Source organism: Variovorax sp. GW821-FHT09B05 (assembly GCF_059418265.1).
The window spans coordinates 291645-308772 of record NZ_JBWKPN010000007.1; the positions used below are offsets into that span (position 1 = coordinate 291645).

Annotated in this window: 14 protein-coding genes and 2 riboswitches; of the genes, 12 read left to right on the forward strand and 2 right to left on the reverse strand. The window is 70.8% G+C overall.

What is annotated here, in order from left to right; all coding sequences use genetic code 11:
* Window positions 1–1293, forward strand: coding sequence for a TRAP transporter large permease (locus AC07RM_RS20290; RefSeq protein ID WP_495335655.1), 1293 nt, complete (start codon window positions 1–3; stop codon window positions 1291–1293).
* A gap of 15 nt (window positions 1294–1308) precedes the next feature.
* On the opposite strand, the gene AC07RM_RS20295 is transcribed toward AC07RM_RS20290, so the two are convergent.
* A complete protein-coding gene (locus AC07RM_RS20295) occupies window positions 1309–2106 on the reverse strand; it encodes an AraC family transcriptional regulator (RefSeq protein WP_495335656.1) in 798 nt (265 codons plus the stop codon).
* Between the two features lie 139 nt (window positions 2107–2245).
* On the opposite strand from AC07RM_RS20295, the gene AC07RM_RS20300 reads away from it, so the two are divergent.
* From AC07RM_RS20300 to AC07RM_RS20310, 3 genes are all read left to right on the forward strand, one after another.
* Window positions 2246–3439, forward strand: coding sequence for an MFS transporter (locus tag AC07RM_RS20300; protein ID WP_495335657.1), 1194 nt, complete (start codon window positions 2246–2248; stop codon window positions 3437–3439).
* Window positions 3440–3587: 148 nt separating this feature from the next.
* Window positions 3588–4151 carry a L,D-transpeptidase Cds6 family protein gene (locus tag AC07RM_RS20305; protein WP_395351619.1) on the forward strand — a complete coding sequence of 188 codons (564 nt, stop codon included), beginning with the start codon at window positions 3588–3590 and terminating at the stop codon, window positions 4149–4151.
* Window positions 4152–4296: 145 nt separating this feature from the next.
* Complete coding sequence (locus tag AC07RM_RS20310) at window positions 4297–4839, forward strand: hypothetical protein (protein ID WP_495335658.1); 543 nt, start codon at window positions 4297–4299, stop codon at window positions 4837–4839.
* Window positions 4840–4841: 2 nt separating this feature from the next.
* Here AC07RM_RS20310 and AC07RM_RS20315 read toward each other — a convergent pair whose 3' ends face one another.
* Window positions 4842–5801, reverse strand: coding sequence for a LysR family transcriptional regulator (locus AC07RM_RS20315; protein ID WP_495335659.1), 960 nt, complete (start codon window positions 5799–5801; stop codon window positions 4842–4844).
* Between the two features lie 153 nt (window positions 5802–5954).
* Here AC07RM_RS20315 and AC07RM_RS20320 point away from each other — a divergent pair, with 153 nt between their 5' ends.
* From AC07RM_RS20320 to gcvP, 8 genes are all read left to right on the forward strand, one after another.
* Window positions 5955–7277, forward strand: coding sequence for an MFS transporter (locus AC07RM_RS20320; protein ID WP_495335660.1), 1323 nt, complete (start codon window positions 5955–5957; stop codon window positions 7275–7277).
* A gap of 32 nt (window positions 7278–7309) precedes the next feature.
* Window positions 7310–8383 (forward strand): porin, encoded by a 1074-nt coding sequence (locus AC07RM_RS20325; protein ID WP_495335661.1) that lies wholly within the window; start codon window positions 7310–7312, stop codon window positions 8381–8383.
* A gap of 24 nt (window positions 8384–8407) precedes the next feature.
* The gene (locus tag AC07RM_RS20330) at window positions 8408–9931 is read left to right on the forward strand and encodes an FAD-dependent oxidoreductase (protein WP_495335662.1); all 1524 of its coding nucleotides are present in this window, start codon (window positions 8408–8410) and stop codon (window positions 9929–9931) included.
* Window positions 9932–9935: 4 nt separating this feature from the next.
* The gene (locus AC07RM_RS20335) at window positions 9936–11279 is read left to right on the forward strand and encodes an amidohydrolase family protein (RefSeq protein WP_495335663.1); all 1344 of its coding nucleotides are present in this window, start codon (window positions 9936–9938) and stop codon (window positions 11277–11279) included.
* Window positions 11276–12235, forward strand: a complete 960-nt coding sequence (locus AC07RM_RS20340; RefSeq protein ID WP_495335664.1) for an alpha/beta hydrolase — start codon at window positions 11276–11278, stop codon at window positions 12233–12235. Before AC07RM_RS20335 ends, AC07RM_RS20340 begins: the two co-directional genes overlap by 4 nt.
* Before the next feature lie 22 nt (window positions 12236–12257).
* A riboswitch (glycine riboswitch) is annotated at window positions 12258–12341 on the forward strand.
* Window positions 12342–12361: 20 nt separating this feature from the next.
* A riboswitch (glycine riboswitch) is annotated at window positions 12362–12468 on the forward strand.
* Between the two features lie 15 nt (window positions 12469–12483).
* Complete coding sequence (gene gcvT / locus AC07RM_RS20345; protein WP_495335665.1) at window positions 12484–13683, forward strand: glycine cleavage system aminomethyltransferase GcvT; 1200 nt, start codon at window positions 12484–12486, stop codon at window positions 13681–13683.
* An 83-nt stretch (window positions 13684–13766) separates the two neighbouring features.
* Window positions 13767–14138: a glycine cleavage system protein GcvH gene (gene gcvH, locus AC07RM_RS20350; RefSeq protein WP_093344930.1), complete on the forward strand. Its 372-nt coding sequence runs from the start codon at window positions 13767–13769 to the stop codon at window positions 14136–14138.
* Window positions 14139–14213: 75 nt separating this feature from the next.
* Window positions 14214–17126 (forward strand): aminomethyl-transferring glycine dehydrogenase, encoded by a 2913-nt coding sequence (gcvP, locus tag AC07RM_RS20355; RefSeq protein ID WP_495335666.1) that lies wholly within the window; start codon window positions 14214–14216, stop codon window positions 17124–17126.
* The last annotated feature ends 2 nt before the right edge of the window (window positions 17127–17128 follow it).

Consider the following 17128-nt stretch of genomic DNA (forward strand, 5'->3'; position numbering starts at 1 on the left):
ATGGATGCCAGCGTCGTTCTGATCGTCTCCGCCTGCGTGTTCCTAGCGATCGGCGTGCCCGTGGCCTTCGCGCTCGGGCTGTCCACCGCCACCACGCTGATCCTCGCCGAGAGCTATCCGCTGATGGTGCTGCTGAAGGAAACCTTCACCGGCATCGACAGCTTCCCGCTGATGGCGGTGCCCTTTTTCATCCTCGCGGCCGAGCTCATGAGCGGCGGCTCGCTGACCGAGGTGCTGCTGCGCTTCGCGGGCCAGTTCGTGGGCCACCGCCGCGGCGGCCTGGGCTACACCAACGTGGTCTCGCTGACCTTCTTCTCGGGCATCTCGGGCTCGGCGCTGGCCGACGCGGCGGGCCCGGGCTCGATGCTGATCAAGATGATGGACAAAGCCGGCTACGACCGCTCCTACGCGGCGGCGCTCACGGCCTCGACCGCGATCGTGGGGCCGATCATTCCGCCCTCGATCATCATGATCATCTATGCGCTGCAGGACGCGAGCGTGTCGGTCGGCACGCTGTTCGCGGCCGGCATCCTGCCGGGCATCCTGATCGCGGTCGCGATGTGCCTGGTCAACTACCACGTCTCGAAGAAGCGCAACTACAAGGGCGACGGCCAGACCCCGCCGCTGCGCGAGATCCTCGTCACGACCTGGAAGGCGATCCCCGCGATCCTGCTGCCGGTGGTGATCCTCGGCGGCATGCGCGCGGGCTGGTTCACGCCCACCGAGGCCTCGGTGGTGGCGGTGTTCTACGCACTGGTGTGCGGCAAGTTCGTCTACCGCACGCTCGAGTGGAAGATGCTGCCCGACATCCTCTCGCGCTCGGCGCTGCTGTCGGCCTCGGTGCTGATCATCATCGGCCTGTCGGCCTCCTTCGCCTGGGTGCTGACCATCGAGGGCATCCCGCAGCAGATGGCCGAATGGCTGATCGGCATGAACCTTTCGCCGTGGATGTTCCTGATCATCGTCAACGTGTTCCTGCTGCTGTTCGGCATCTTCATCGAGCCGCTGCCGGGCGTGATGGTGCTGGCGCCGATCCTCGCGCCGGTGGCGATCAAGCTCGGCGTCGATCCGGTGCACTTCGCGATGATCGTGATCTTCAACCTCACGCTGGGCATGATCACGCCGCCCGTGGGCGGGCTGCTGTTCGTGACCTGCAACGTGTCGAAGGTGCCGATGTCGGCGCTGGTGCGCGAGCTGGTGCCCTTCCTCTGGGCCCACGGCGCGGTGCTGGTGATCCTGACCTTCGTGCCCGCGCTCAGCACCTGGCTGCCGCACGTGCTGGGCTTCAAGTAGCGGGGCGGGCCGGCCCTACCCCTGCTGCTGCAGGTACTGGCTCGGCGGCATGCCCAGCGTGCGGCGGAACATCGCCGCATAGGCGCTCGGGCTGTCGTAGCCGTGCGCCAGCGCCACCTCGAGGATCGAGGCGCCGGCCGCCAGCCGCGGCAGGCTCAGCAGCAGCCGCGCCTGCCGGCACCAGGCGCCGAAGTTCATGCCGGTCTCGCGCTGGAACAGGCGCGCCAGCGTGCGCGCGTTCACGTGCAGCCGCTTCGCCCAGGCCTCGAGCGAGGCCGGCAGCGCGGGATCGCGCACCAGTTCCTCGCACAGCGCCGCCAGGCGCGCATGGCGCGGCATCGGCACGTGCAGCGAGAGCGCGGGGGCACGCTCGATCTCGTCGAGGATCAGCTCCATCACGCGTTCGTCGCGCCCGCCGTGCGCATAGTCCAGCGGCAGCGCGATCGCGGCCACGATGAGCTCGCGCAGCAGCGCATCGACCGGGATCACGCGGCAGTCGGCGCCGAGGCCGGCGCGGGTGCCGGGCTCGACGAAGACGGTGCGCATGCGCACGTCGCCCGCCATGCGGATGCCGTGCACCATGCCGGGCGGGAGCCAGGCGCCGCGCCCCGGCGGCACCACCCAGCTGCCGGCCTCGGCGCTCACGATCATCACGCCCGAGATCGCATGGATCAGCTGGCCGCGCCGATGGCTGTGCAGCGGAATGACGGCATGGCCCTCGGCATCGGTCGCCAGCACCGCGACGGCGCGCGGCGTCGATTCGCCATGCTCGGGGCGCAGGTCGAATTCGACGGGCGGCTGCAGCTTGTCCATTTCTCGACGATCCTTGTTCTTTCGTAGCGAGATCATCTTCGCACGGCTTCCTAGCATGGCCCGGCCTCGACACGAGGTTTCACAGAAAGGGCTATCGCATGCACTGCAATCCGCCGCCGGCCATGCCGGGAGGCCGCCGATGAACAAGGGCCGCCTCGGGCTTCTCACCGGCACCCACGCCGTCAACGATCTCTACCAGGGCCTGGTGCCCGCGCTGCTGCCGCTGATGGTGCTGGAGCGCGGCTACAGCTACACGGCCGTGAGCGGGCTGATGCTCGCGGCCACCGGGCTGTCGAGCGTGGTGCAGCCGCTGTTCGGCCTCTATGCCGACCGCCATCCGCGGCCCTGGCTGGTGCCGGTGGGCTTCCTGGTCGCGGCGCTGGGGCTGGTGCTGGCGGGCCTGGGCTCGAACTACCTCTGGACCTGGCTCGCGACCGTGCTGTGCGGCCTCGGCATCGCGGCCTACCACCCGAGCGCCACAGTGGCGGCGCGCGCTGCCGGCGGCGCCTCGCAGAAGGCGATGAGCGTGTTCTCGGTCGGCGGCACCATCGGCGCCTCGTTCGCGCCGGTGCTCGCCACCACGGTGGTCGGCGGCGGCGCGCTGTCGCGCAGCTACCTGCTCGGGCTGCCCGCGCTGGCGATGGGCGCCGTGTGGCTGCTGGCCAATCGCGGCCAGGGCGCGGCGAACGCGGCACGGGCCGGCGCGGCCCGGCGCGCGCAGGCCGCGGCGCAGCGAGCGCCGAACGACTGGCGCGCCTTCGCGCTGCTGGTGGCCACCATCGTCGGCTGGTCAATCCCCTACGTGACGGTGCTGTCGATGCTCTCGCTGCGCATCACGCGCGACCTGCACGGCTCGGCCTTCCAGGGCGCGGTGGCGCTGACCGGCTTCACCGCCGCCGGTGCCGTGGGCACCCTGCTGGGCGGCTGGCTCGGCGACCGCATCGGGCGCATGGGCACGATCCGCGCGGGCTACCTGCTCGCGGTGCCGGCCATGGCCGGGCTGGTGCTCGCGTCATCGCCCGCCTGGGCGCTGGCCTGCACGGCGCTGCTGGGCCTGTGCATGTTCCTGCCCTTCGCGGCGCAGGTGACGCTGGCGCAGGACTACCTGCCGCGCAACCCGGCCACGGCCAGCGGCATCACGCTGGGACTCGCGCTCTCGGTGGGCGGCCTGGTGTCGCCGCTGTTCGGCCTGCTGTCCGATGCGCGCGGATTGGGCGTGACCTTGAGCGCGGTGCTGTGCGTGCTGTGCGTGGCGGCGGTGCTGTCGCTGCGCATGCGCAACCGTACGCTCGATGCGGGCACGGTCGCGCCGCGGCCCGCGCGCGCCGCCTGACCACCGGAACCGGTGAGTGCGCGGGGGCCCGGCGTTGCGGCGGCCGTACAGCCGCGACGATCCGACACATGCGGGCCGGGTTTCACTGCCAGAATCGAAATCCGCCCTCGGCGACCGGTTCCGACATCAACACAACCAGGACATGCGCATGAATCGATTCCTTCCCCGTCTCTCCGCAGGTGCCGTGCTCGCGGCGGCCGCCCTGGCCGGCCTCTGTGCAGTCGCACCGGCCGTGGCGGCCGATGCACCCGCGAAGGCACCCGCACCGGCAGCGGCGCCGGCCCCCGCTGCGGCCCCTGCGGCAGCAGCACCGGCCGCGGCCGCACCGGCTCCCGCCGCGGCCCCCGCGCCTGCGCCCGCCGCAGCCGCCGCCGCGCCGGCCGAGGTCGAGGCCGCCGTGCGCGCCTGGGCCGCCGCCTGGGCCTCGAAGGACGTCGACAAGTACCTCGCCAGCTACGCGAGCGACTTCCAGCCCGCCAAGGGCAGCAGCCACAAGGCCTGGGAAGAGGAACGCCGCAAGCGCATCGGCAACAAGTCGAGCATCAGCGTGAAGGTCGACAACCTGGTGGTCAGCATCAACGGCAACACGGCCACCGCGAAGTTCAAGCAGAGCTACGCCGCCGACAAGATCAAGGAGAGCGGCCGCAAGACGCTCGAGCTGCAGCGCGTCGATGGCCGCTGGCTGATCCGCAAGGAAAGCGCGGGCGGCTAACGCCACCGCCGCGCATGTCGCTGGCAGTGAACGGCGCGCGCCTGCAGCGTGCGCCGCCACTGAGGTCTTTGGTGTTCTGCGCTTCATGAGGGTGTCACGCTCATCCGTGAAGCTCGGGCTCCATTCCCGGACCCGGCGGCACCGCATGTTTCCCACCAAGACCGACAAGGCGCGCGACGAACTCCAGGGCGGACAGCGCACCCTGAGCCAGCGCGAACGGGCGTTGCTGCTGATGGCCGACGGCCGCCGTTCGCTGACCGACTTCAGCCCGCTGTTCGCGAGCCGCGGCGAAGCCGAGCAGGCGCTGATGACGCTGGTGGAGCGCGGCTACCTGCACGATCCGAAGACCGCCGAAGCCGCGGCCGAGGCAACGCCCGCACCGCAGCCCGCGCCGGCCGTCGAACCCATCCACGTCTCGACCGCCGCCGACACCTTCGACGGCAAGCGCTCGCTGGCCACCACGCGCATGTTCCTGTTCGACATCTGCGAGCGCATGTTCGTGCGCCGCGATCCGCGCTTCGCGCTGCAGATGCGCGACGCGCTGCGCGAGGCGCGCGACCGCGAGGCCATGCTGACCATCGCCGCGCTGATGCTGACCGAGGTCGAGAAGACCGCCGGCACCGAGCGCGCCGAGTCATTGCGCGAGCGCATCGACCGGCTGCTTCCGCCGGCCGAAGTGGTGCACTGAGTTCAGGCGCGTCGCCGCGGCGCCGCTGAACGCGCGGCCTTCAGGCTCTTCAATTCGGGCAGCCCCTGCGCGGTCTCGCGCAGCAGCGAGCGCAGCCAGACGATCGCCGGATCGCGGTCCTGGTGCTTGTGCCATTGCAGCTTCTCGGTGAAGCCCGGGATCTCGATGGGACAGGGCTGCAACTGCAGCGGAAAGCGCCGCGCCATCTGGTGCGCGAGCCGCGTCGGCAAGGTGGCGATGCGCGCGGTGCCCAGCAGCAGCTCCGGCACCAGCGTGAAGTTGGGGGCGATCACGTCCTGGCGGCGCGTGCGCCGGCCGGTGGAGATGAGCCGCGCGTCGAAGGTCACGCGCCGGCCGCCGGCCCATTCGATGCCGACGTGGGCGGACTCGAAGTACTGCTCGGCGCCGAGCCGCTTGCCCTTGACCGGCTGGTCGAGGCACAGCAGGCACGAGAAGGTGTCCTCGAACAGCGGCTCGGACGGATGCCCGGGCACGATCGCGAAGTCGGGCGAGATCAGCAGCTCGATCTCGCCGCTGTCGAGGTGCTCGCGCATCTGCGGGCTCATCGCGCGCAGGTCGAACTGCATCAGCGGCGCGAGCGTGGCCGCGCGCCGCACCACCTCGGACAGCAGCACGCTGATCACGTAGTCCGAGGACTCGATGGTGAAGCGCCGGGTCGAGGTGGCCGGGTCGAAGCCGGGCCGCGCGCGCGTGATGGTCTGCAGCTGCAGCAGCACGTCGCGCACCGGCTTCATCAGCTCGTTGGCGAGCGCGGTCGGCACCTGCGTCTTGCCTACCGGCACCAGCAGTTCGTCCTCGAAGTATTCGCGCAGCCGGCTCAGCGACAGGCTGGTCGCCGGCTGGCTCAGGTACAGCCGCTCGGCGGCGCGGCTCACGCTGCGCGTGGTCAGCACCGCATCGAGCACCACCAGCAGGTTGAGGTCGAGTTTGTTGAAGCGCATGGGTCGTCTCCTTGATTCGCGCGGGATCTTCCAGGAATTTGCGCGGCAAATGCATCGAATTTAAAGAATGAATTTTGCATATGCATCGCCGGCCCGGATCATCCGCCTCCAACGAGCCATCGCGAGCTCGCAGAACAAGCAACCGGAGACAAGATGCAAGACCAACGCAAGCGCGCACGCGCGCAGTGGGCCCTGGTGGCCTGCCTGACCCTGCTGAACATGCTGGCCCAGATCGACAAGAACATCCTGGTTCTGATGGTCGGTCCGATCCAGCGCGACTTCGGCGTCAGCGATATCCAGATCAGCTTCCTGATCGGCACCGCCTTCGCGGTCGCCAACATCCTGGTCGGCCTGCCGGCCGGCTGGCTGGCCGACCGCTTCGACCGCCGCCTCGTGATCGCCACCGGCGTGCTGGTCTGGTCGGCGGCGGTGGCGGCCAACGCGGCGGCCACCGCCTTCATCGCGCTGGTGATCGCGCGCGCCGTCGTCGGTGCGGCCGAGGCGCTGACGCCTCCCTCTTCCTATTCGCTGATCCGCGACGGCGTGGACGAGCGGCGCCGCGCCCGCGCGCTCTCGGTCTACACCATGTCGATGATGCTGGGCACCGGGCTGTCGCTGGTGCTCGGCGGGCCGCTGCTGCACCTGGTGCAGGCCTCGGGGATCCATGCGCTGCCCTTCGTCGGCGAGGTCTCGGCCTGGCAGCTGACGCTGTTCATGATCGGCGTGGCCGGCCTGCCGCTGAGCCTGCTGATCTTCTGCTTCAAGGATCCGCGCTCGCAGCGCGATGCGGCCGCCCGTCCGCAGGAGAGCCTGCGCACCGTGCTGCACTGGCTGGCTGGCCAGCGACGGCTGTTCGTGCCGCTGTTCGCCTTCGCGGTCGGCAGCTCGATGATCGGCTTCGGCATGGCGGCCTGGATACCCACCATGATCGCGCGCCGCTGGGGCCTGGAGCTGCGCGACATCGGCCTGATGCAGGGCGGCCTGCTGCTGACGATGGGCCCGCTCGGGCTGTGGCTGGTCGGCGTGGCGCTCGACCGCGCCACCGGACTCGCGGCGGTCGCACGCATCGGCGCGGTAGTGGCCGCGGCCACCACGCTGTTCAGCGTGTCGATGTGCCTGACCGGCGATCTCACGGCCTTCTGGCTGCTCGACGCGCTGGTGGTGCTGTGCTCATGGAGCTTCATGGCGGTCGCCTCGACCTTCGTGGCGCGCACCGTGCCGGCCGGCGGCATCGGCATGGTGATGGCGATCGTGCTGGTGCTCAACGGGCTGATCGCCCAGTCGGGCTCGCCCACGCTGATCGCGCTGGTGGCCCGCCATCTCTACGACGGCCAGGCGCTGGCCCTGCCCTCGGCGATGGCCACGGTGTTCGCGCTGTCGGGCTGCGTCGCGGTCGGCGCGGCGCTGCTGCTCGGCGGCCGGCTCGCGCGGCGCGAGACCTCGGGCGTGGCCCTCGAGCGGCGGATGTCGTCGTGATCCCGCAGCAGCCTTCCGGGAGCCACACCCTCATGATCCAACGCAACACCCAGGCCCTGCTGCTCGCCCTGTCGGGACTCTCGCTGGCGCAGGGCGCGCAGGCGCAATCGGAACTCAAGCTGTCGGGCCTGCTCGGCAGCGGCGTGCTCTACACCCGCGACTCGGGCGGCCGCAGCCAGCTGCAGATGACCTCGACGCATGCCGCGCCCTTCCTCGCGCTGACCGGCAGCGAGTCGCTGGGCGGCGACCTGCGGGCCATCTTCCGCTGGAGCAACTCGGTCTTCGTCGACAGCGGAACGCTCGCGCCGCTCGAGAGCTACATGGGCCTGACTTCGGGCACCTGGGGCACGCTCACGCTGGGCGCGATGTACGACCTGCTCGCCGACGCGACGCCCTTCACCTCGGAGCGCTACACCTCGCTGCTCGCCACGCATCCCGGCAACCTGGACCGCACGGTCGGCAACTCGCTGAGCAACCTCGTCAAGTACAAGTCGCCGGTGTTCGGCGGCTTCCAGTTCGGCGCCATGTACGGCTTCGCGGAAGCGGACTCGACCACCAACGTCGGGCGCGCCGTCGGCGCGGAACTCAGCTATGCCAGCGGGCCGCTGCAGGCGCTCGCGATCTGGGAGTCGGTCAAGGGCATCCCGTACGCCCCCGCGACCCGGCTCGGCGTGCCCAGTCTCTACGGCGTCGACTTCGCCAAGGCCCCGGGCACGACCCTGTCGCAGACGCAGGACACGGCCACGGTCGGGCTGGCCTACACCAGCGACGGCTGGCGCTGGATGGGCAACTACAGCCATACGCGCCTGTCGGCGGCCGGGCTGCAGCAGACGGAGACCGCGCGAACCCTCGACCTCGGCGCCTACAAGTACCTCACGAACCAGCTGCGCATCGGCGGCGGCTATTCGCTCACGAAGCTCGCGAGCTACCGCTGGGATCAGGTCCATGGCCACATCGACTACGCGCTGTCCAAGCGCACGAGCCTCTACCTGCTCGGCGTGCTGCAGAAGGCGGGGCCCGGGCAGAAGGCGGTGCTGCGCAGCCAGGCCGTCGCGGGCGGCCGCCGCCAGTCGGCGTTCGAAGTCGGCATGACGCACGCCTTCTAAAAAGTTTTCTTCCAAGGAGATCGAGTGACCGGAGATTCAATGCAGTGGGATGTGATCGTCGTCGGTGGCGGCCCTTCGGGCCTGACCGTGGCGGCCGAGTTGGCGGGTTCGGGCGCGCGCACGCTGGTGCTGGAGCGGCGCGTCGAGGGCGTGCAGTCGCGCGCGGGCACGCTGCTGCCGCCCGTGCTCGAGCTGTTCGATGCACGCGGCATCGCCGATCGCTTCATCGAGCGGACGAGGCAGATCCTCGACTACCCCTTCCGTTCGAGCCACATCTGGGCCGGCTTCCAGTCGATCGAGTGGGAGCACCTCGACACCCGCTTCGGCTTCACGCTCGGGCTGCCGCAGAACATGACCGAGGAGATCCTCTGGGACTGGGCGGCCGACAGCGGCGCCGAGCTTCGCCGCAGTGCCGAGCTGCGCACGGTGCGGCAGGACACGGAGGGCGTGGAGATCGAGGTGGCCGACCCGTCGGGCGCGACATCGACGCTGCGCGCCAGCTACCTGGTGGGCGCAGACGGCGGCCGCAGCACCGTGCGAACCCAGTGCGGCCTGCCCTTCGAGGGCCACTCGGGCACCTTCCGCGGCATCGTGATCGACGCCGAGCTCCGCGCGCCCTGGCCCGGCGGGCGAACCGGCGCCGACAACGAGATGGGCTGGGTGCGCGGCTATGCCTTCGGCGAAGGCATCACGCGCTTCAACATCGTGCACCGCGACCGGCGCCATGCCGCCAAGGACGAGCCGGTGACGCTCGAGGAGGCGAAGCAGTGCCTGCGCGACGTGCTCGGCAGCGACTACGGCATCGAGGGTTTCCGCTGGGCCTCGCGCTTCGACGACCAGATGCGCGCCGTGCCCCGCCTGCGCCAGGGGCGCGTGTTCCTGGTCGGCGAATCGGCGCGCATCCACTACCCGGCCAGCGGCGTCGGCATGAACTTCTGCCTGCAGGATGCCTTCAACCTGGGCTGGAAGCTCGCGAACGTCGTCACGGGCGTGGCCGACGAGGCCACGCTGGACAGCTACGACGCCGAGCGCCTGCCAGTGATGCATGCGCTGCTCGAGAGCGTGAAGGCGCAGTGCGTGCTGCAGTTCAACTTCGAGCCCGATGCGGTGGCGCTCAAGCGCCGGCTCGCGCGGCACATCATCCCGCTGCCCGAGGTGCAGCGCCAGCTGGTGCTCGAGCTGTGCGGGCTCGAGCAGCCCTACCCCGGTCGCGCGGGAGAAACCGACCGCCACCCGCTGGCCGGCCAGCGGCTGCCCGACTTCGACCTCGTCACGCGCGACGGCCGCTCGGTGCGCGTCGCCGAGCTGCTGCGCGAGCGGCGCTTCTTGCTGCTCGATCTCGAAGGCAACTCGCGCCAGTTCGAATCGCTGGACCTGAAGGGCCTGCCCGTGACCCTGGTGCCGGCCCGCGTGGCGCGCGTGCCGCCCGCCATGCGTGGCGTGCAGGCGATGCTGGTGCGGCCCGATGCCTATGTGGCCTGGGCCGGCGCGGACGTGGCGCGCGCCGCCGAGGTCGAGACCGAACTCTCGCGCTGGATGAGGAGGTGATGCGATGAAGAACGACGACAGGCAACTGCTGATCGCGGGCGGCTGGGTGCTGAGCATGGACCCGGACATCGGCGAGCTGCGCCGTAGCGACGTGCTGATCGAGGGCGAGCGCATCGTCGCGATCGCGCCCAGCATCGATGCACCCGATGCCGAGCGGATCGAGGCCGACCGCATGATCGTGCTGCCCGGCTTCGTCGACACCCATCGCCACACCTGGCAGAGCTGCGTGCGGCATCGCTACGCCGACATCGATTCGCAGGTCTACTTCGCCGAGATGCTGGGCGCCAAGGGCGCGGCCTACCGGCCCGAGGACGTCTACACCGGCACCCTGCTGGGTGCGGTCGCGGCGCTCGACAGCGGCATCACCACGATGCTCGACTGGTCGCACGTGCAGAACAGCCCCGAGCATTCCGACGCGGCGATCGCGGCGCTGCGCGACGCCGGCATCCGCGGCGTGTTCGCGCACGGCTGGCCGCTGGTCGACGGCGCCTCGTGGATGTTCGGCAGCGAGCGCGGCCATCCGCAGGACATTCGGCGGCTGCGCGAGCGCTACTTCTCGAGCGACGACCAGCTGCTCACGCTCGCGATGGCCGCGCGCGGCCCCGAGATGGCGCAGCGCGAGACCTGGCTCGGCGACCTGCGGCTGGCGCGCGAACTCGGCATCCGCTCGAGCATCCACATGGGCGCCTACGCACGCAACGCCGCCGCGCGCGGCATCGCGCAGATGCACGAGGCCGGCGTGCTCGGCGACGACCTGACCTTCGTGCACTGCTGCTGCTCGCACCACGACGAGTTCTCGATGATGGCCGACGCCGGCGTCAGCGCCTCGCTCGGCGTGCACTGCGAGCTCAATGCGCAGGGCATGGGCGACATCCCGTTCGACCGGCTGCTGGCCGTGGGCATCCGGCCCAGCCTCAGCGGCGACACCGAGACCAAGTGCGCGGGCGACATGTTCACGCAGATGCGCCACGCCCTGGCCTATTACCGCTCGTGGATGGGCGGCGGCCATTCGACGACGAGGAACGCCCCGGCGACGCTGGGCCTGCGCGACGTGCTCGGCTTCGCCACCCTGGCCGGCGCGCAGGCGAACGGGCTCGCGCACAAGGTGGGTTCGCTCACGCCGGGCAAGCAGGCCGACGTGGTGCTGATCCGCGCAGACGATCTGAACCTGGCGCCGGTCTCCGACGCAGTAGGCGCGGTGGTGCTGGCGGCGCATCCGGGCAATGTCGACAGCGTGTTCGTCGCGGGGCGGCAGGTGAAGCGCGACGGCCGCCTGCTCGATGTGGACCTCGATCGGCTGCGGCAGCGCGCGGCGGACTCGCAGGCCTATGTGCTGGGGCTGCAATGACCGCGCCGCTCGATCCCCAGCTCGCCGCGATCGTCGCGGCGATGCGCGCGAACAAGGCACCGCCGCCGTTCTCGGGCACGCCCGCCGAGGCGCGCGAACGCATGCGCCGCGCGGTGATGGCGGCGCGCGAGCGCACGACGCTGCCGGTCGTCGCTTCCACCGAGGACCGCGTTGCCGAACACCAGGGCCTGCGCGTGCCGGTGCGGGTCTACCGGCCCGTCTCGGCCGAGGCCGTGCTGCCGACGGTGGTGTTCCTGCACGGCGGCGGCTTCGTGCTCGGCAGCGTCGAGCTGATGGACGACATCGCGCGCAAGCTCTGCCGCGACGTCGAGGCCGTGGTGGTCTCGGTGGACTACAGGCTGGCGCCCGAGCATCCGTTCCCGGCCGCGCACGACGATGCCCTGGCCGTGACCCGCTGGGCGCTGGACCATGCGGAAATGCTCGGCGGCGATCCGTCCCTTGTCGCCCTGGCCGGCGAGAGCGCGGGCGCCAACCTGGCCGCCTGCACCGCGCTGGCGCTGCGCGGCCAGGCACGGCCGCTCGCGGCCCAGCTGCTGGTGGTGCCGGGCCTGGACATGGCGCGCGACGTGGCCGCGATCGAGGCCCGCGGCATCGACTACCCGATGCTCGCGCCCGCCGACCTGCGCGAGATCGCCCGGCTCTGCATGGGGGCCTCGGCCCCCCGCGCCGCCGAGGTGCCGCCCTCCCCGCTGCGCGCGGCGGAGCTCGCGGGCCTGCCGCCGACCCTGATCGCCGTCGCCGGCCACGACCCGCTGCGCGAGGAAGGCCTGGCCTACGCGCACCGGCTCGAGGCGGCCGGCGTGCCGACCCGGCTGCTGGCCTTCGACGACATGTTCCACCCCTTCTTCGGCTTCTTCGCCCACTCGGCCGCCGCCGGCCGGGCCCATGACGCCATCTGCCAGGCGCTGTCGAACCGGCTGCGCGGCCGCGGCTGAAGCCGCCCGCAATCCACTACACTCGCCCGGGTCAGGAGAGAGCCCCGCACGGGGCCGCCGAAGGCGCAGGGAACCCCCGAACGCTCAGGCAAAAGGACTGACACAGCGCCGGCCTTCGCGGGACGGCGTTTCCTTGCTGGAGAGAGGCCGGTGCCGCAGGCGCCAGGTCCACCGAAGGAGCAAACCCCGATCGTGGGGCGAATCTCTCAGGTAAAGCGGACAGCAGGGGTGGCCCCATGGCGCGAGCCATGGCATTCGATTGCTGCCCCCAGGAGTGCCCCGTGGCTGCTTCCGCCCCCGAATCCGAACTGCTCAAGACCCCGCTGCACGCGCTGCACCTGGAACTCGGCGCCCGCATGGTGCCCTTCGCCGGCTACTCGATGCCGGTCCAGTACCCCGCCGGCCTGATGGCCGAGCACAGGCACACGCGCGAGGCCGCGGGCCTGTTCGACATCTCCCACATGGGCCAGTTGCGCCTGTCCGGCCCCGATGCCGCGGCCGCCTTCGAGACCCTGATGCCGGTCGACGTGATCGACCTGCCCGCGGGCAAGCAGCGCTACGGCCTGCTGCTCGACGACCAGGGCGGCATCCTCGACGACCTGATGTTCTTCAACGAAGGCAACGGCTCGCTGTTCGTGATCGTCAACGGCGCCTGCAAGGTGGCCGATATCGCCCACATCCAGCAGAAGATCGGCCAGCGCTGCCAGGTGCAGCCGCTGCCCGAGCAGGCGCTGCTCGCGCTGCAGGGCCCGCAGGCCGCGGCCACGCTGGCGCGGCTGTCGCCCGGCATCGAGCGCTTCGTGTTCATGACCGGTGGCGCCGTGCAGATCGGCGGCATGGCCGCCTTCGTCACGCGCAGCGGCTACACCGGCGAGGACGGCTTCGAGATCTCGGTCGCCGCGAAGGAGGCCGAGGCGCTGGCCCGGCTGCTGCTGGCCCAGCCCGAGGTCAAGCCCATCGGCCTGGGCGCGCGCAACTCGCTGCGGCTCGAGGCCGGCCTGTGCCTCTACGGCAGCGACATCGACACCAGCACCACGCCGATCGAGGCCTCGCTCAACTGGGCGATCCAGAAGGTGCGCCGCACGGGCGGCGCGCGCGCGGGCGGCTTCCCCGGCGCCGAGAAGATCCTGGCTCAGCTCGTGGCCGCCACCGGCGCGGCCGGCCATCTCGACCACGACACGCTCAAGCGCCGCCGCGTCGGCCTGGTCGCGCTCGAGCGCATCCCGGTGCGCGACGGCACGCCGCTGCAGTCCTTCGAGGGCCAGGACATCGGCCAGGTCACCAGCGGCCTGCTGGGCCCGACGGCCGACCGGCCGGTCGCCATGGGCTACGTGGCCACCGCCTTCGCCGAGCCCGGCACCCGGGTGCAGGCCATCGTGCGCGGCAAGCCGGTGCCGATGGAGGTCTCGACCCTGCCCTTCGTGCCGACGCGCTACTACCGCGGCTGACGACCGGACATCCGGCGGACCGCCGTCGCGGCTAACCTACGCCCCGGCATCGGCCACTTTTTATCCACGAGGAGTTTTTCAACATGAGCATCAAGTACACCAAGGACCACGAATGGGTGCAGGCCGAGGGCGGCAACGCCACGGTCGGCATCACCGTCCATGCGCAGGACGCGCTGGGCGACGTGGTCTTCGTCGACCTGCCCGAGGTCGGCAAGAGCTTCGCCCAGGGCGATGTCGCCGGCGTCGTCGAATCGGTGAAGGCCGCGGCCGACGTGTTCATGCCCGTCTCGGGCGAGATCACCGAAGTCAACGAGGCCCTGCGCGCCGATCCCTCGCTCGCCAACAGCGCGCCGCTGGCCGAAGGCTGGTTCTTCAAGGTCAAGCTGTCCGAACCGGCGCAGCTCGACGCGCTGATGGACGAAACCGCCTACGGCAAGTTCGCCGAGGAATCCTGAGCTCCTGAAACCGGATGGCCGGACGCGAAGGCTCGCGTCCGGAAGTCCGCTCCCCCTTCTCTTCCCCCGCCCGCCATGCCCACCCCCGCCGCCCTGCCCACCCTGCAAGAACTCGAGAACGCCGAGGAATTCATCGCCCGCCACATCGGCATCGATGCCGACGACGAGGCGCGCATGCTGCCCGTGATCGGGTCGGCCACGCGCGCCGAACTCATCGACGGCATCGTGCCCGCGGCGATCCGGCGCAGCAAGCCGATGCGGCTGCCGGCACCGGCCACCGAGGCCGACGCGCTGGCCGAGCTCAAGGCGATCGCGGCGAAGAACAAGGTGTTCCGCAACTTCATCGGGCAGGGCTACTACGGCACCCACACGCCGGGCGTGATCCTGCGCAACATCCTCGAGAACCCGGCCTGGTACACGGCCTACACGCCCTACCAGGCCGAGATCTCGCAGGGCCGCATGGAGGCGCTGGTCAACTTCCAGACCATGGTGTGCGACCTCACGGGCATGGCGATCGCCAATGCCTCGATGCTCGACGAGGCCACCGCGGCCGCCGAGGCGATGACGCTGGCCAAGCGCAGCGTGAAAAGCAAGAGCAACGTGTTCCTGGTCTCGGGCGACTGCCATCCGCAGACCATCGAGGTGGTGAAGACCCGCGCCGCGCCGCTGGGCATCGAGGTCAAGGTCAGCACCGCTTCCGAAACCCTGCCGCACCTGATGGCCAGCGGCGAATTCTTCGGCGTGCTGGCGCAGTACCCCGCCACCACCGGCCATGTGCACGACCTGCGCCCGCTCGCGGGCCACGCCCACCAGTACGGCGCGGCCTTCTGCGTCGCGGCCGACCTGCTGGCGCTGACCCTGCTCGCGCCGCCCGGCGAATGGGATGCCGACATCGTCTGCGGCACCACCCAGCGCTTCGGCATGCCGCTGTGCAACGGCGGCCCGCACGCGGCCTACCTGGCCTGCCGCGACGATTTCAAGCGCTCGCTGCCGGGCCGCCTGGTCGGCGTGAGTGTCGACACCCATGGCCGCCCCGCCTACCGCCTCGCGCTGCAGACGCGCGAGCAGCACATCCGGCGCGAGAAGGCGACCTCGAACATCTGCACCGCGCAGGTGCTGCCCGCGGTGGTCGCGAGCATGTACGCGGTCTACCACGGCCCCGACGGCCTCACGCGCATCGCGCAGCGCGTGGCCGCGCTCACCGCGATCCTCGCGCGCGGCCTGGCCCAGATGGGCCGCGAGCCGGTCAACGAGACCGCCTTCGATTCGCTGACCATCCGCACCGGCGACGACACCGCGAAGATCCTCGAGCGCGCGCAGGCCGCCAACGTGAACCTGCGCCAGCGGCTGCAGCAGCACCTGGGCATCTCGCTCGACGAGACCAGCACGCGCGCCGACGTCGAGACCCTGTGGGCGCTGTTCGTGCCCGCCGGCACGCCGATGCCGCGCTTCGAGGAGCTGGCCGCCAACACCGCGCCGCGCATCCCGCAGGAACTGCGCCGCGCGAGCACCTTCCTTTCGCACCCGGTGTTCAACACCCACAAGAGCGAGACCGCGATGCTGCGCTACATCCGCAGCCTGTCGGACAAGGACCTCGCGCTCGACCGCAGCATGATCCCGCTGGGCAGCTGCACCATGAAGCTCAACGCGACCAGCGAGATGATCCCGATCACCTGGCCCGAGTTCGCGAACATCCATCCCTTCGCGCCGGCCGAGCAGCTGCAGGGCTATGCCCAGCTCGACGCCCAGCTGCGCGCCTGGCTCTGCGAAGCCACCGGCTACGCGGGCATCAGCCTGCAGCCCAATGCCGGCTCGCAGGGCGAGTATGCGGGCCTGCTGGCGATCCGAGCCTTCCACGAGGCCCAGGGCGAGGGCCACCGCAACATCTGCCTGATCCCCTCGTCGGCGCACGGCACCAATCCCGCGAGCGCGCAGATGGTGGGCCTGCAGGTGGTGGTGACGGCCTGCGACGCGCAGGGCAACGTCGACCTCGACGACCTCAAGCGCGCCTGCGAGAAGCACGGCAAGAACCTGGCCGCGGTGATGATCACCTACCCGAGCACGCACGGCGTGTTCGAGACCCGCGTGAAGGAGCTGTGCGAGCTGGTGCATGCGCACGGCGGGCGCGTGTATGTGGACGGCGCCAACATGAACGCGCTGGTGGGCGTGGCCGCGCCGGGCGAGTTCGGCGGCGACGTGAGCCACCTGAACCTGCACAAGACCTTCTGCATCCCGCACGGCGGCGGCGGCCCGGGCGTGGGCCCGGTCTGCGTGGTCGAGGACCTCGTGCCCTACCTGCCGGGCCATGCGACCGCGGGCGTGTCGGGCCATGGCGTGGGTGCCGTGTCTGCGGCGCCGCTGGGCAATGCGGCCGTGCTGCCGATCAGCTGGATGTACTGCCGCATGATGGGCGCGAAGGGCCTGCAGGCCGCGACCGAGACCGCGATCCTCAGTGCCAACTACATCAGCGCGCGGCTCAAGGACCACTATCCCACGCTGTACGCGAGCCCCAACGGGCACGTCGCGCACGAGTGCATCCTCGACCTGCGCCCGCTCAAGGACACCAGCGGCGTCACCGCCGAGGACGTCGCCAAGCGCCTGATCGACTACGGCTTCCATGCGCCCACGCTGAGCTTCCCGGTACCGGGCACGCTGATGGTGGAGCCGACCGAGAGCGAGCCGCTGGCCGAGCTCGACCGCTTCATCGAGGCGATGATCGCCATCCGCGGCGAGATCCGCCGCATCGAGGAAGGCGTCTGGCCGAAGGACGACAACCCGCTCAAGCACGCGCCGCACACGGCCGCGAGCCTGCTCGGCAGCGAATGGGACCATCCCTATGCGCGCGAACTCGGCGCCTTCCCGCTGGCCGGGCTCAAGGACGCCAAGTACTGGCCGCCGATCGGCCGCGTCGACAACGTCTACGGCGACCGCAACCTGTTCTGCAGCTGCGTGCCCGTGGGCGAGTACCAGGAAACCGAAGCGGCCTGAGC